We start from the raw sequence: 14471 nt of genomic DNA, 5'->3' as shown, positions 1-14471 counted from the left end.
TACAATAAAGGATGTTACTATTTAGTAGAAAGAGTGGTAAACATGTTAGATTGGATGAAAAAGCTGTTTAACAAAGAGGAAGAAAAAACAGTGATAAATAAAGAAGTACCGGCACAAATTGAAAGTCAGCCGAAAATTCCTCGTGTAAACCACTACACTGAAGCAAGAGAAGCACAAATGGCAAGTCGGAATGCAGGGAAATGTCGTTTTCCATTAATACCAGATAATGGCTTTGATGAGGAGGATGTAAGAGAACTGCCTAACTTTGAAGAACAACCTATTCAAAGAGGAGTATATGAAGAACAGCCTACTCAAAGAGGAATAAAAGTGGAAAGAAGCAGACGACCGTATGTGGAAACAGAAGCACCTACATATGAGGAACCGGAATTGCAATATGAACCGGAACCAGAGCCTGTCGTAAAAAAAGCATTCGTACCGTCGCAAGAAAGTAACCGTAGACCATTTCGTCCAACAGAAATGATTTCTCCGATTTATGGATATAACCGTCCTTCAGTAGAAACGAAGGTTGTGCAGGAGGAAGAAAAGGAAAGAGAAGATCTTGAAATATCTGTTGAAGGAAAAGCTGTTGTTGACGCATGGTTAGAGAAAAAGGGATATACATTATCCGACTTTTCGGGAGTTCTACAAGGAAGTTCATCTGTTAAGAACGGAGTGAACGAACGAAGTAATAAAGTAGAAGAAAAATCGGTTGTGGATACATGGTTAGAGAAAAACGGTTACGAAGTTGAACGTCAAGCCCCTTCATTAGAAGAAAGCCTAAGTAATGATTTGCTTCATAAAACAGTAGGACAGCATGTGGAAAAAGAGGCTACAATTGTACAAGCCTTGAAGCAGGAGCAAGATGTAGTGGCGTTATCATCTACAGAAGATAACGAAGAAACTTTACAAGAAGAGTCAATAGATTCTAAAGTAGAGCATGTGTATTCGATATTAACAGAAGAAAATGAATGTAATACAGAAATAGAAGAAACTGTTGCTGAAGTTGCAGCAAATCAAGTCGAAGAAGAAACCTTAGAAGATGTAGTGATTGTAAAAGCAGATGAAAAGCTTGAAGAAACAATTACTATAGAAATACCAGATGCTTTTGAAGAAGAAGCTAAGGAAGCAGAAGAAGTTGCAGAATTAGAGAGATTTGAGGAAGCGACAGAAGAAGTTGTGGAATTAGAGGAAGCTGAGGAAGCGACAGAAGAAGTTGTGGAATTAGAGGAAGCTGAGGAAGCAGCAGAAGAAGTTGTGGAGTTAGAAGCAACTGAGAAAGCAATAGAAGAAGTTGTGGAATTAGAAAAACCTGAGGAAGCGATAGAAGAAGTTGTGGAATTAGAGAAACCTGAGGAAGCAGCAGCAGAAGAAGTTGTAGAATTAGAGAAATCTGAGGAAGCGCCAGAAGAAGTTGTGGAATTAGAAGAAGCTAAGGAAGCGACAGAAGAAGTTGTGGAATTAGAGAAATCTGAGGAAGCGATAGAAGAAGTTGTGGAATTAGAAGAAGCTAAGGAAGCAGAAGAAATTGTGGAATTAGAAGAAACTAAGGAAGCGCCAGAAGAAGTTGTGGAATTAGAGGAATCTAAAGAAGCAGAAGAAGTTGTGGAGTTAGAAGAAGCTAAGGAAGCAGAAGAAGTTGTGGAATTAGAAGAATCAGAGGAAGCAGAAGAGGTTGCGGAGTTAGAGGAAGCTAAAGAAGCAGAAGAAGTTGTGGAATTAGAAGAATCTAAGGAAGCAGCAGAAGAAGTTGTGGAATTAGAAGAATCTGAGGAAGAAGCAGAAGCTGTGGAAGTTGAAGAATCAGAGGAAGCAGAAGAGGTTGCGGAGTTAGAAGAATCTAAGGAAGCAGAAGAAGTTGTAGAATTAGAGGAATCTAAGGAAATAGAATCAGTTACGGAATTCGCATTAGAGGGAACACCGCAAGAAGAAGTAATTGAAGAAACGATGAATACAGGGGCGTTAGAAAATATAGCAGTTGAAGAGCAACCAGTGATTTCTCAGCAAGAAACAATTGAGTTCATGGAAGAAAGTGAAGTATTCGTACCAGTTTCAGAAGCAGATGAGCAAACGAAGAAAGATGTTCAAAGCTTTGCGAATGTTTTAATTGAAGAAGCTGATGAAAAGAAACAAGTTGTCGAAGAACAGCCTGCAGCACAAAAAGAAGAGCCGAAACGCGAGAAAAAGCGTCATGTTCCATTTAACGTTGTCATGTTAAAACAAGACAGAAAGAAGTTAATGGAAAGACATGCGGTAAGAACGAACGTAACACAATCTACTGTCGGTGAACGAGTAACGGAAAAACCGATGCAGCAAGTGGTAGTAGAACCACAAGTGGAAGAAAAACCGATGCAGCAAGTGGTAGTGGAACCGCAAGTGGAAGAAAGTCCAGTGCAGCAAGTGATAGTAGAAGCTCAAGTGGAAGAAAAACCGATGCAACAAGTAGTGGTGGCTGGACAAGTACAAGAGCCAATTTCAAGTACGGAAGTACAAGAGAAAGCATATGTTGTAAATCAAAAAGAGAACGATATGCGCAACGTACTACAAGCGCCACCGAAGTATGAACTTCCGCCATTAACGTTGTTGTCAATTCCACAGCAGGCAGCATTAGATAATACGGAGTGGCTAGAAGAACAGGAAGAATTATTAAATACGACATTTAATAATTTCCATGTGGGAGCACATGTTATTAATGTGTCACAAGGGCCGGCGGTAACTCGTTTTGAAGTACAACCAGACCCAGGTGTGAAAGTAAATAAAATTACAAATTTAAGTGATGATATTAAGTTAAGTTTAGCTGCGAAAGATATTCGAATTGAAGCGCCAATTCCAGGGAAGAGTGCAATTGGAATTGAGGTTCCAAACAAGGAAAGTAAGCCAGTATTCCTGCGTGAAATTTTAAGAAGTCCTGTATTTACAAAGAGTGAATCACCGCTTACAGTTGCGCTGGGGCTTGATATTTCAGGTGATCCAATTGTAACGGATATTCGAAAAATGCCACATGGACTTATTGCGGGTGCAACTGGTTCAGGGAAAAGTGTGTGCATTAACGCGATTTTAACGAGCATTTTATATAAAGCGAAGCCGCATGAAGTGAAGTTGATACTAATTGATCCGAAGATGGTTGAGCTTGCACCATACAATTCTGTTCCACATCTTGTAGCACCTGTTATTACTGACGTAAAAGCAGCCACAGCTGCGTTAAAGTGGGCGGTTGAAGAGATGGAACGTCGTTATGAATTGTTTGCTCATGCTGGTGCTCGTGATTTAACTCGTTACAATACGATTGTAAGTGGTAGAGAAATCCCAGGTGAGACATTACCTTATATTGTAATTGTCATTGACGAGTTAGCGGACTTAATGATGGTTGCACCTGGTGATGTGGAGGAAGCGATTTGTCGTATTGCACAAAAAGCTCGTGCTTGTGGTATTCACTTATTAGTTGCGACGCAGCGTCCATCTGTAGACGTTATTACAGGTTTAATTAAATCAAACATTCCAACGCGTATTGCGTTTACAGTATCATCTCAAGTTGATTCGCGTACGATTATCGATATTGGGGGCGCGGAGAAGTTACTTGGTCGTGGTGATATGCTATTTTTAGGAAACGGCACATCTAAACCAGTTCGTGTACAAGGTGTATACGTATCAGATGATGAGATTGAAAGAACAGTTGATCATGTGAAAAAGCAAATGAAGCCAAACTACTTATTTAAGCAAGAGGATTTATTAGCAAAATCAGAGCAGAGTGAGTCTGAAGATGAACTATTTTTTGATGCATGTCAATTTGTTGTAGAGCAAGGGGGAGCGTCCACATCTTCTGTACAGAGAAAATTCCGCATAGGTTATAATCGCGCGGCACGTCTAATTGAAGAGATGGAGTCACAAGGGATTATTTCTGAAGGAAGAGGAACGAAACCGAGAGATGTCCTTATTTCTGAGGATGAATTCGCTGCTATGCAGGAAACAAATGTATAGGAAACGGTTTTGCTGTATACTAATAGAAAATGTTGGATAGTAAAGTAGGGAGTAAAGCGACATGAAAGAAATTGAATTAAAATTAAAAGGTGAAATAAATCGACTAACAAATAAAACATTTAAATTTGATGAACGTGTTGGAGAAGGCTGGTTCTCTGCCGTTTACTTTTTAAAAACTAGAGAAATCATTGAAGAATTTCGCCCGAAAAGTGTTGTAACAATGCAGTTTTTTCAAAAAGAACATGCAGTTCTTTGCGGAGCAGATGAGGTAATCGCATTGCTACAAACATTTGCCAAAAATCCTGAGGAATTAGAAATTCATTCTTTAAAGGATGGCGATAATATTAGTCCGTTTGAAACAGTTTTAACAATTCATGGTCCTTATGAATACTTCGGCTTTTTAGAAGGTGTAATTGATGGGATTTTAGCTCGTCGTACATCAGTTGCGACAAACGTATATAACGTTGTCCAAGCTGCACGTAGTGTAGATAAAGAAAAACCGGTTATTTTCATGGGAGATCGTGACGATCATTATACGCAACAAGCTGGTGACGGCTATGCGGCATACATCGGAGGTATGAGCGCGCAAGCGACGCATGCAATGAATGAATGGTGGGGCAGAAGTGGTATGGGGACGATGCCTCACGCTTTAATTCAAATGTTTAATGGTGATGTTGTTGAAGCTGCAAAGGCATATCATAAAAAATTCCCAGAAGATGAATTAGTCGTACTAATTGATTATAACAATGATGTCATTACAGATGCACTTCGCGTAGCGCGTGAATTTGGATCAACATTAAAAGGGGTACGTGTCGATACGTCTCGCACAATGATTGATCAATACTTCATTCGTCACCCAGAAGTACTTGGAACATTCGATCCACGTGGTGTAAATCCATCACTTGTATTTGCACTTCGTAAGGCTCTTGATGAGGAAGGGTTCCAACATGTAGATATCGTTGTAACTGGTGGGTTTGATGAGAAGCGTATTCGTGAATTTGAAGCTCAAAATGTTCCTGTCGATATATACGGAGTAGGAAGTAGCTTATTAAAAATGAATATTGGTTTTACTGGTGATAACGTAGAATTAAATGGAAAACCAGAAGCAAAAGCTGGTCGTAAATACCGTCCAAATTCACGTCTAGAGCGTGTTCAATTAGAAACAAAAGAAGATATGTAAAAGCGAGAAAAACTGATAGGTGATTGACCCTATCAGTTTTTCTGTTATCATAGTATAGCGGCTTGTTTTTTGCTATAATAAATGTGTTATGGACATAAAAGAAGTACGTACGAGTTTATCACTGATAAGTGAATATAAAAAGAAATTCACTGCATCAGAAATGTATGATGATTACCAAAATAAGAAAAGATTCATATACTGTCTTATAGATAGGCCGTTGTATTAGTTCGAAATGTTGGAGGTTCTTTAAGATGACAGTTTACCATTTTGTAGGAATTAAAGGAACAGGAATGAGTTCATTAGCACAAATTCTTCATGACATGAAGCATACTGTTCAAGGGTCTGATTATGAAAAGCGTTTCTTTACACAAACAGCATTGGAAAAGCGTGGTATTTCCATCCTTCCTTTTGATAAGAATAATATTAAAGAAGGACAAGTGATTATCGCAGGAAATGCATTTCCTGATACGCATGAAGAAATCGTAGCAGCAAAAGAATTAAATATCCCAGTACATCGTTACCATCACTTCTTAGGTGATCTTATGAATCAGTACACAAGTGTTGCTGTAACTGGTGCACATGGAAAAACATCAACAACTGGTTTGTTAGCCCATGTAATGCAAGGTGCACACCCAACATCATACCTTATTGGAGATGGAACGGGGCATGGGGTAGAAAATAGTAAGTATTTTGTATTTGAAGCTTGTGAGTATCGTCGTCATTTCTTGTCTTACTATCCAGACTATGCAATCATGACAAATATCGATTTCGATCACCCAGATTATTTTGCAGACATCAATGATGTATTTAATGCATTCCAAGAGATGGCATTGCAAGTGAAAAAAGGTATTATTGCATGTGGTGATGATGAAGAACTTCAAAAAGTTCAAGCGAAAGTACCTGTTATTTTCTATGGATTTGGAGAAGATAATGATTTCCAAGCACGTAACATTCAAAAGAGAACTGATGGTACTATATTCGATGTATTCGTTCGTAATACGTATTATGACACGTTCAAAATTACAGGATACGGCGATCACAGCGTATTAAATGCATTAGCAGTAATCGCGCTTTGCCATTATGAAAACGTTGATGTAGAAGCAGTTAAGCATCAGCTAACAACTTTTGAAGGCGTAAAACGTCGCTTTAATGAAAAGCCAATGGGAGAACAAGTTATCATTGATGACTATGCACACCATCCGACAGAAATTAATGCAACGATTGAAGCAGCACGTCAAAAACATCCAGAGCGTGAAGTTGTCGCTGTATTCCAACCACATACATTCTCACGTACAGAGAAGTTTTTAGATGAGTTCGCGGAAAGCTTAAGTAAAGCTGACCAAGTATACTTATGTGATATTTTCGGATCAGCACGTGAAAACAAAGGTGAATTAACAATTGAAGATCTGCAAAAACGTATCGATGGCGCAGAGCTGATTACAGATACAACAACGGATGTGTTAAAGAAACATAAAAACGGCGTTCTTATTTTCATGGGCGCAGGAGACATCCAAAAATTCGAAGCAGCTTACGTAAAAGAAGTTCAAGTTGCAGAGAAGTAATAGAAAAGACGCATAGCTTGGCTGTGCGTCTTTTTTTGTTGTGTCCGATTTTTATTTATGTATTGACCTAGAGTTAGCTCTAGGTTGTAAGATGAATATGTAAAAACAAGGGGGAGAAAACATGTATAAAATCGGTGAAGTAGCAGAGCTAACAGGGATGGGTATTCATACTTTGCGCTATTATGAGAAACTAGGTTTATTGCCACCACCAACGCGAAATAGTGGTATTCGTCAGTATACAGAAGGTGATGTGCGCCTGTTAAAATTTTTATATTCATTAAAGCAAACTGGAATGTCTTTAGAAGAGATGGCTGAGTTTGCAAGTGACGGATGTATTATAGAGGAGATTAGACAGCGGGAAGAGGAAGTACCTGCGAAAATAAAAAAGAGGATTTCAATTTTAACAACACACTTAGATCGTTTAAGGGAACAGCAGGAGCAATTGCAAAAAGTAGTTTTGTTAACAGAGGAGAAGTTAGAAATTTATTATGGTTTTCTAGAAGAGAAAAACTCGGAGGCCAACAATGAAGAATAAAGTATACGCTCAGTTACTAGGGTTTGCGATTTTCACTGGCGGAACATTTAATGCTTCGAAATATGCGGTGCAATATTTCGAAGCGATTCATATAGCGGCATGGCGTTTTGTGATTGCTGCATTTGTGATGTTATGTCTGTTAAAAATACGAAAAGATTTTGAGGTGGAGGTATGGAGGCAGAATGGGGCTTATTACCTTTTGCTAGGTATTGTTGGTATATTTGGTTTTAACTTCTTTTTCTTTTTAGGTATGAAACATACAGAAGCTATTAATGGTGCACTTATTATGGCGACGAATCCGCTCGCTACGACGCTGTTAGCAAGGGTTATTTTACGAGAAAAAATTATAAAGCGCCAAGGTATTGGAATGTTACTTGCATTACTTGGTGTTGTTTTTGTACTTACACAAGGTTCGTTTACAATACTACAAAGCTTATCATTTTCAAAAGGGGATTTTTATATTTTATTAGGGAATATTTGCTGGGCGTTATACGGTGTACTAGGCAGAAGGTTTATTAAAACTGGTAGCCCAATACAAACTACGACATATACGATGACGATTGGTGCTCTTGCCTTTATTGTGATATCTGTCACTCAAAAAAGTATAGTACCAGTTTTGGAAATTCCTTTGTTAGCTTGGGGAGCGATTCTCTTTATGGCAATTGGAATGAGTGTGCTCGGTTACTTATGGTGGAATAATGGAATTGCTCAAATTGGGGCAGCAAGGACATCTCTATTTTTTAATTTAGTGCCTGTTGTTACAATGATTATTTCTTTTATTGAAGGAGTAAATATAACACCCGCACAATCTATAGGAATGATATTAGTTGTTACGGGAGTATTATATTCTTCTGGTTTTATACAAATAAAACCGAAAAAAGTGTGAATATTTAACATTTTGTATCTGTAAGTGTTAGAATAATAAGAAAAATAAAAAGGGGCTAAAAAACATGTTCACACTCCGAGTAGATGACGAAATCGAACTACAACTATTAGAAAAACATCATAAAGAGGAATTATATCAATTATTAGATCAAAACCGTAACCATTTAAGAAGATGGCTCCCTTGGGTAGATGGAACGAAATCAGCTGATGCGTATAATGAGATTTTTCCGATGTGGTTAAAGAAATTTGCAGAGGGCGATGGGTTTGAAGCTGGCATACGTTATAAAGGAAAGCTCGTTGGGATGGTGGGGATTCATCCGGTGAGCTGGGGTAAGAAAGCTACGAGTCTTGGATATTATCTTGCAGAAGATGCTGGTGGGAAAGGTATTATGACGCGAAGTGTGAAGGCTGTGCTTCATTATGCATTTGATAATTTAAAGCTGAATAAAATTGAAATTCGTTGCGGTGTTGAAAATGCGAAAAGCCGTGCGATTCCAGAACGTTTAGGTTTTAAATTAGATGGTATTTTAAGAGATGACGAATGGTTATACGATCATTTTCAGGATATTGCTGTTTATAGTTTATTAGCTTCAGAATGGAAGAAGATTCGATGAACAAGAAGATTTGTATTATTCCGTATGAAAGTATGTTTCAAGAGGAAGTAGTGGATCTTATCGTTCATATTCAGCAAAAAGAGTACAATGTCCCAATTACGAAAGAAGAGCAGCCTGACTTACTTGAAATAGAAACGTTCTATCAAAGGGACAACGGAAATTTTTGGGTAGCAACTTATGATGGGAAAGTAGTTGGAACGGTAGCTTTATTAGATATTGGAAAGCATCAAGTAGCGCTAAGAAAAATGTTCGTGAAGAAAGAGTTCCGTGGAAAAGAATGGGGTGCATCAAGTATGCTACTTCAAACAGCAATTTCTTGGGCGAAGGAAAAGAAATTGGAAGACATTTATTTAGGAACAACAGTTAAATTTCTAGCAGCACACCGTTTCTATGAAAAGAATGGTTTTCAAAGCGTGAGTATAGAAGAGTTGCCAAAAAGTTTTCCTGTGCTAGAGGTAGATAAGAAATTTTATAGGTATACTGTTTAAAAAGGTCATTCATAAATGGCCTTTTTTTATGAACTAAAATGGAAAAAATGGTATAATTTAGTTAGGGGGTGCGTGTATGGATTTTCCAATTCAAAGAAGTAAGTCAGCGGTAATTTTCGTTAGTCTCACATTAGCTTTTATGTTTGTTTATCCAATTGTCATGCTTTTCACAAATAAAGAGCAGTGGATGTCAGCGTTGATTGGAATGGGTTTATGCTTCATTGTAAATGTACCAATCGTTTGGGAAATATTTATTAAAAAACATAAAGTGGAAAATGGCGTATTAAAATATGGTATTTTAAATGACGATGTTGTATTAAAAGATATAAGAGTTGTTCGTCAAGTTGGGAAATCCCTTGAAATTACGACGAATGCATACAAAGTACATATGGTTGCGATGCCGCAAGATATGAATGAATTTTTGGCGCTTATCGAGAAAGAGAACCCAAATGTGAAAATAGAAATGGTAGGTAAGAAATGAAATATGTAAAACCTTTATTCTGTTTAGAAATTTTATTTGTGCTTGTTGGTTGCACTAGAGTATATATGAAATGGGATCTGCCCTTATATGTTCCAATATTAATAGGTACTATCGCAGTGACGCTTTTATTTTATTTTCGTTTCCAGCAAACAAAAAGCAAGAAAAGTAGCTCTATATAGTACAGGAGGGATATAGAAATGAAAAAAATCTGTATGTTGTTTATATTTCTGCTAACAGCATCGATTCTTTTAATAGGATGTAGTGCGAAGAAAGAGAAGTCTGATGTTAGTTTAGAAAAGGCACAAAAAATTGAAATAGAATCCCTTATTGATTCGAGTGATAAAAAAACAATTACTGATAAGAAAGAAATCACAAAGTTGTTTGAATCAATCAAAATGGATGAGTGGGAAATGGAATCGGCTCCTATGGATACTCCGCAAGGGAAAACGTTTAAAATGTATCAAGAGGATACACCGAAATTATTGGATTCGAGTAAAGATAAAAAAGAGTTATATGAAATTGGTACTATGACAGTATATAAAGATGTCCCTTATGTTGAGGTTGAATTGAAAATTAATAAAATAAAAAATAAAAATAGTTTTAAAGTACCAGAAGATGTGGCTAAAAAATTATTAGAGTATTAATGAAAAAGCGCTCTGGATTCTATCCGAGCGCTTTTCATATTATTTTAAGTTCTCTGGGTTTAAAGCTTCTAGTTCAGTTACAACGAAGCGTCCGTCTTTACGGATTAATACGTCGTCGAAGTAAATTTCACCGCCGCCGTATTCAGGGCGCTGAATGCATACTAAATCCCAGTGAATGTTAGAGTTGTTGCCGTTCCATGCATCTTCATAAGCTTGTCCAGGTGTGAAGTGGAAGCTGCCATCGATTTTTTCATCGAATAGAATGTCTCCCATTGGATGTAAGATGTATGGGTTTACGCCGATTGCGAACTCACCAACGTAGCGTGCGCCTTCGTCCGTATCGAAGATTTTGTTAATGCGCTCTGAATCGTTTGCAGTTGCGTCAACGATTTGGCCATTCTCAAATTTAAGTTGTACATTTTCAAATGTATAACCGTTGTAAGGAGATGGTGTGTTGTAAGAAACTGTACCGTTAACAGAATCGCGAACTGGTGCAGAGTATACTTCACCATCTGGAATGTTTAAATGACCCGAGCATTTAATAGCTGGAATGTCTTTAATAGAGAATGTTAAATCAGTTCCAGGGCCAGTTAAGCGAACCTTATCTGTTTTATTCATTAATGTAACAAGGCTATCCATCGCCTTATCCATTTTACCGTAGTCTAAGTTACAAACTTCGAAGTAGAAGTCTTCGAAAGCTTCTGTGCTCATTTTAGCAAGCTGCGCCATAGAAGCATTTGGGTAGCGAAGAACAACCCAGCGTGTTTTCGGAACACGGATGTCTCTATGAACTTTTTTGCCAATTGTTTGGCCGTGAACTTTCATACGTTCACTTGGAACGTCAGCTTGTTCGTTAATGTTATCGCCAGAGCGAAGGCCAATGTAAGCATCCATATCTTTCATTACGCTCGCTTCATATGCAGCGATTTGTTCGAAATGTTCTTCAGTAGCACCCATTAATAAAGAGCGATCTACTTGATGATCTTTTAAAGAAACGAATGGGAAACCACCAGCTGCATATGCTTCTTTTACAAGTGCAGTTACAAGTTCTTTTTGTAAGCCAAAGTTTTCAATTAATACTTTTTCGCCTTTTTTTAAACGAATAGAGTAGTTAATTAAATTGTATGCTAACTTTTCAATGCGTGGATCTTTCATATGTAAAGCCTCCCTACTAATTATGTATCCTCTCCTATTGTAACCTACTTAGTGGAATTTGTTGAATCATTTATGTTAAAGTTAACGAATAAGTATGAAAATTCTAATGAAAAGATAGGGATTAGAATGAAACGGAAAATGATTGTATAATGGGAGAAAGTATGAAAAAGATAAAGGAAGTGATGAAATGCAAGTTCTTCTATATGTAAGTGCGGCTATTATCGCGGTTGCTTTCGCAGTATTAGTAGTGTATGTATGCAGAACGTTGTTATCGGTTCAGAAGACGTTAGAAAACGTTGCGAGCACGTTAGAAGGTTTAGAAAAGCAAATGCAAGGAATAAGCGTAGAGACGGAGCAATTATTACATAAGACAAATGCGTTAGCTGATGATATTCAACAGAAGTCACAGTCGCTAAATAAAGTAGTAGAAGGTGTGGATGGAATCGGAACGACGATCCACTCTTTAAATACGAAGCTTCGCAACGTTTCAGAGTCTGTTACGGACGAAATTGAAAATAATGCAGATAAAGTGGCACAAGTTGTACAGTGGAGCAGCGCAGCAATTGAAGTATATAATCATTACCGTACTACGAGACAAGAGAAAAAGATTGAAAAAGAAGAGCGTAAACTTGAGAGAGCTGAGCAGAAGGCTGAAAAGAGAGAGAAGCGCTCTAGACTTCGCATGAGAGGTGAGTAATGATGAGTATGATGAAGATTGAAACGATTGAAGAACTTGAAGCGTTAGTAGAAAAGAACGAGCCTTACGTTCTTTTTAAACATAGTACGACATGCCCAATTAGTCACGGTGCATATACTGAGTTTCAAGCGTATTGCGGTGAAGAAAGAGAAGTGCCAGCATATTACTTATACGTACAAGAGGCGAGAGATGTTTCGAACCATGTTGCAGAGCAGTACAGCATTAAGCATGAATCTCCGCAAGTGTTATACATAAAAGATGGAATGGTAGTATGGCATACATCGCACTGGAATATTAAAAAAGAAGCTTTAGAAGAGAATGTAAAATAGGGAGAGGCAAGCGAAGGGCTTGCTTCTTTTTTATTTTGTTGCAATATATTTAGTGGTACACTAGAGATACTTTAAAACTAAGTAAATTGACTTTTGAAAGTGGGTTTTAAGCAATGAAGAAAATGGCATTATGCATCGCAAGCTTAAGTTTATTACTGGGGGCTTGCAGCAATAATACTATTGAGAAGAAGGATGAAGTTGTACAGAAAGATACGAAAGAAAAAAGTATGATTCCAAGAACTGCTGTTTCTAAGGATTACTATAGAACTGTTATTCCTTTAAAAGAACAAAGGGTAATTAATACAGTTAATGTTAAAACTAATTCTAAACTAGATTTAGCAGAATATGAAAATGGTTTAATGGATATTGCTTCAAAACAATTCGATACAGAAAATTACGTATTACAATTAAATCAATATATTCCAGAGAAAACAATTGATGAATTAGTTACGAAACAAGAAGTACCAGTTTTGACTAATATTATAGAACAGGACTACTTCGGCAAACAAAATTCAAATGAACTAAGCTTATCTGGTGTTGTTATTGGTTTATCTATGTCTTCAAGTGTATCTAATGAGGAAGCTATTTCTAAAGGTACTGAAGTCGCTAAGGGGCTTATAGAAGCTATTAATAAAAATGATAAATATAACAAATCTCCAATTACATTTGCTATATTCAAGCAAGAAAGTACAAGTTCTTTAAAGAATGGTACTTATATTTCAAGCGCTACTGTTCAAAAGAACGAGACTAATCTTGGAAATTGGGATACTATTGATGAAAAGTCGTATTCGTATCCTTCTCAAGAATTTGGGGGGGCACATGGAGAAGATAATGATAAGCTAAAGAAATTTTCTGAAGCAATGAAGGCATTTTCTCCAGGAGATTATATCCCTGTTAATGCTAAGATTTCTTATAAGCAAAATAAGATGGATAAATTAAAGATGGATATTGTCGTTAAATATAACGGTAAGTCAGAATTAATGGCACTCTCTCAAACGGCTGCTCAAAGTATGTTAGAACAATTTCCTAAAGATGCTAAAGTTCAATTACAGATAAAGTCCGAGAATAAAATCGAGGCTGTTATTATAAAAGAGAAGAACAGCGATAAACCGTTTGTTTCTTTCTTATAATGAAAAGACAGTATTTAAACTGAGGCTACTGAAAAAGTGAATACTTCGAGAAAAACATTTCGAATTTCCTAAAGATGTTGAAAGAAGAAAGGAGGTCATTACCTGTACATAGTAGGGAATGACCTCTTTTTTCTTATGAAATAGACTATTTCAGTGCCTTCTTTAAAGTGTTAGATTATGTTGATGTTATTCAAATTGGCGCTCGCAATATGCAAAACTTTGAACTGTTAAAGGCAGCTGGTGCTGTAAATAAACCAATATTATTAAAGCGTGGTATTCGCACATATGAAACAGCAACGCGTAATACGCTTGATATTTCCGCTGTGCCAATTTAAAAGAAAGAAACACATTTACCTGTTGTTGTCGATGTAACGCATTCTACAGGGCGACGTGACCTTCTCTTACCGTTTGCAAAAGCGGCTATGGCAATTGGTGCTTTTGCTATTATGGCTGAAGTACATCCAGGCCCAGCAGTTGCATTATCAGATGCAGCGCAGCAAATGGGTATTCCAGAATTCAATGAGTTTATGAAAGAATTAAAAGCATTCGGAAGTAATTTATAAAAAGATTTCTTAGTCTATGTAGCCCTTGTTACATAGCTTTTTTACAAAAATTGACCTTTTTTGCATAAAAAATACGAAAATACGAGAAAAGAAGCGAATTTTTTCGAAACTTTTGCGGGAAAATATTGTATGACCCTGTGTTTTTAGCGTATCATTAGTAAAAGGAAGAACTCGGGACGATTGTTGGCATCTGCAAATAGAGTTGATGTCTTTTTTTCATTCAAGTGAACCGA

The 14471-nt window shown here is 37.1% G+C and carries 14 protein-coding genes and 1 pseudogene; 14 read left to right on the top strand and 1 reads right to left on the bottom strand.

Going from position 1 to position 14471, the window contains the following annotated elements:
* Positions 1-42: 42 nt before the first annotated feature.
* From AC1DKZ_RS23965 to AC1DKZ_RS23920, 10 genes are all read left to right on the top strand, one after another.
* The gene (locus tag AC1DKZ_RS23965) at positions 43-3975 is read left to right on the top strand and encodes a DNA translocase FtsK (protein ID WP_476997208.1); all 3933 of its coding nucleotides are present in this window, start codon (positions 43-45) and stop codon (positions 3973-3975) included.
* Positions 3976-4036: 61 nt separating this feature from the next.
* A complete protein-coding gene (locus tag AC1DKZ_RS23960) occupies positions 4037-5155 on the top strand; it encodes a nicotinate phosphoribosyltransferase (RefSeq protein ID WP_002015597.1) in 1119 nt (372 codons plus the stop codon).
* A gap of 251 nt (positions 5156-5406) precedes the next feature.
* Positions 5407-6717, top strand: coding sequence for a UDP-N-acetylmuramate--L-alanine ligase (gene murC / locus AC1DKZ_RS23955; protein ID WP_002015598.1), 1311 nt, complete (start codon positions 5407-5409; stop codon positions 6715-6717).
* 121 nt (positions 6718-6838) lie between these two features.
* On the top strand, positions 6839-7252 hold the full coding sequence (locus tag AC1DKZ_RS23950; protein ID WP_002015599.1) for a MerR family transcriptional regulator: 414 nt from the start codon (positions 6839-6841) through the stop codon (positions 7250-7252).
* Positions 7242-8138: a DMT family transporter gene (locus AC1DKZ_RS23945; protein ID WP_476997207.1), complete on the top strand. Its 897-nt coding sequence runs from the start codon at positions 7242-7244 to the stop codon at positions 8136-8138. The genes AC1DKZ_RS23950 and AC1DKZ_RS23945 overlap by 11 nt, the downstream gene beginning before the upstream one ends.
* A 64-nt stretch (positions 8139-8202) precedes the next feature.
* Positions 8203-8751, top strand: a complete 549-nt coding sequence (locus AC1DKZ_RS23940; protein WP_476997206.1) for a GNAT family N-acetyltransferase — start codon at positions 8203-8205, stop codon at positions 8749-8751.
* Positions 8748-9239 carry a GNAT family N-acetyltransferase gene (locus tag AC1DKZ_RS23935; RefSeq protein ID WP_476997205.1) on the top strand — a complete coding sequence of 164 codons (492 nt, stop codon included), beginning with the start codon at positions 8748-8750 and terminating at the stop codon, positions 9237-9239. The genes AC1DKZ_RS23940 and AC1DKZ_RS23935 overlap by 4 nt, the downstream gene beginning before the upstream one ends.
* Positions 9240-9315: 76 nt before the next feature.
* Complete coding sequence (locus tag AC1DKZ_RS23930) at positions 9316-9720, top strand: PH domain-containing protein (protein ID WP_476997204.1); 405 nt, start codon at positions 9316-9318, stop codon at positions 9718-9720.
* A complete protein-coding gene (locus tag AC1DKZ_RS23925) occupies positions 9717-9899 on the top strand; it encodes a hypothetical protein (RefSeq protein WP_476997203.1) in 183 nt (60 codons plus the stop codon). Before AC1DKZ_RS23930 ends, AC1DKZ_RS23925 begins: the two co-directional genes overlap by 4 nt.
* Before the next feature lie 18 nt (positions 9900-9917).
* On the top strand, positions 9918-10364 hold the full coding sequence (locus tag AC1DKZ_RS23920; RefSeq protein ID WP_476997202.1) for a hypothetical protein: 447 nt from the start codon (positions 9918-9920) through the stop codon (positions 10362-10364).
* A gap of 39 nt (positions 10365-10403) precedes the next feature.
* Here the strand turns inward: AC1DKZ_RS23920 and AC1DKZ_RS23915 are convergent, their stop codons facing one another.
* Positions 10404-11519 (bottom strand): aminopeptidase, encoded by a 1116-nt coding sequence (locus AC1DKZ_RS23915; protein ID WP_476997201.1) that lies wholly within the window; start codon positions 11517-11519, stop codon positions 10404-10406.
* Positions 11520-11706: 187 nt separating this feature from the next.
* On the opposite strand from AC1DKZ_RS23915, the gene AC1DKZ_RS23910 reads away from it, so the two are divergent.
* The 4 genes and pseudogenes from AC1DKZ_RS23910 to AC1DKZ_RS23895 all read left to right on the top strand — a co-directional run.
* A complete protein-coding gene (locus AC1DKZ_RS23910; RefSeq protein WP_088032316.1) occupies positions 11707-12216 on the top strand; it encodes a DUF948 domain-containing protein in 510 nt (169 codons plus the stop codon).
* 2 nt (positions 12217-12218) lie between these two features.
* Entirely contained in the window at positions 12219-12545 is a 327-nt protein-coding gene (gene ytxJ, locus AC1DKZ_RS23905; RefSeq protein WP_002067603.1) for a bacillithiol system redox-active protein YtxJ, read from the top strand.
* 113 nt (positions 12546-12658) lie between these two features.
* The gene (locus AC1DKZ_RS23900) at positions 12659-13675 is read left to right on the top strand and encodes a CamS family sex pheromone protein (protein ID WP_476997200.1); all 1017 of its coding nucleotides are present in this window, start codon (positions 12659-12661) and stop codon (positions 13673-13675) included.
* Between the two features lie 164 nt (positions 13676-13839).
* Positions 13840-14238: pseudogene (locus AC1DKZ_RS23895) on the top strand (bifunctional 3-deoxy-7-phosphoheptulonate synthase/chorismate mutase); the annotation flags it as partial.
* Positions 14239-14471: the final 233 nt, after the last annotated feature.

Source organism: Bacillus sp. 05T21, assembly GCF_056396785.1.
Note: the sequence above shows the minus strand (reverse complement) of the source record. Positions and strands in the feature narration are given on the sequence as shown.

Coding starts and splice junctions, on each gene's coding strand:
- AC1DKZ_RS23910 (WP_088032316.1), top strand. CDS start 11,707: ATGCAAGTTCTTCTATATGTAAGTGCGGCTATTATCGCGGTTGCTTTC.
- AC1DKZ_RS23930 (WP_476997204.1), top strand. CDS start 9,316: ATGGATTTTCCAATTCAAAGAAGTAAGTCAGCGGTAATTTTCGTTAGT.
- AC1DKZ_RS23920 (WP_476997202.1), top strand. CDS start 9,918: ATGAAAAAAATCTGTATGTTGTTTATATTTCTGCTAACAGCATCGATT.
- AC1DKZ_RS23950 (WP_002015599.1), top strand. CDS start 6,839: ATGTATAAAATCGGTGAAGTAGCAGAGCTAACAGGGATGGGTATTCAT.
- murC (WP_002015598.1), top strand. CDS start 5,407: ATGACAGTTTACCATTTTGTAGGAATTAAAGGAACAGGAATGAGTTCA.
- AC1DKZ_RS23935 (WP_476997205.1), top strand. CDS start 8,748: ATGAACAAGAAGATTTGTATTATTCCGTATGAAAGTATGTTTCAAGAG.
- AC1DKZ_RS23960 (WP_002015597.1), top strand. CDS start 4,037: ATGAAAGAAATTGAATTAAAATTAAAAGGTGAAATAAATCGACTAACA.
- AC1DKZ_RS23915 (WP_476997201.1), bottom strand. CDS start 11,519: ATGAAAGATCCACGCATTGAAAAGTTAGCATACAATTTAATTAACTAC.
- ytxJ (WP_002067603.1), top strand. CDS start 12,219: ATGAGTATGATGAAGATTGAAACGATTGAAGAACTTGAAGCGTTAGTA.
- AC1DKZ_RS23945 (WP_476997207.1), top strand. CDS start 7,242: ATGAAGAATAAAGTATACGCTCAGTTACTAGGGTTTGCGATTTTCACT.
- AC1DKZ_RS23925 (WP_476997203.1), top strand. CDS start 9,717: ATGAAATATGTAAAACCTTTATTCTGTTTAGAAATTTTATTTGTGCTT.
- AC1DKZ_RS23940 (WP_476997206.1), top strand. CDS start 8,203: ATGTTCACACTCCGAGTAGATGACGAAATCGAACTACAACTATTAGAA.
- AC1DKZ_RS23965 (WP_476997208.1), top strand. CDS start 43: ATGTTAGATTGGATGAAAAAGCTGTTTAACAAAGAGGAAGAAAAAACA.
- AC1DKZ_RS23900 (WP_476997200.1), top strand. CDS start 12,659: ATGAAGAAAATGGCATTATGCATCGCAAGCTTAAGTTTATTACTGGGG.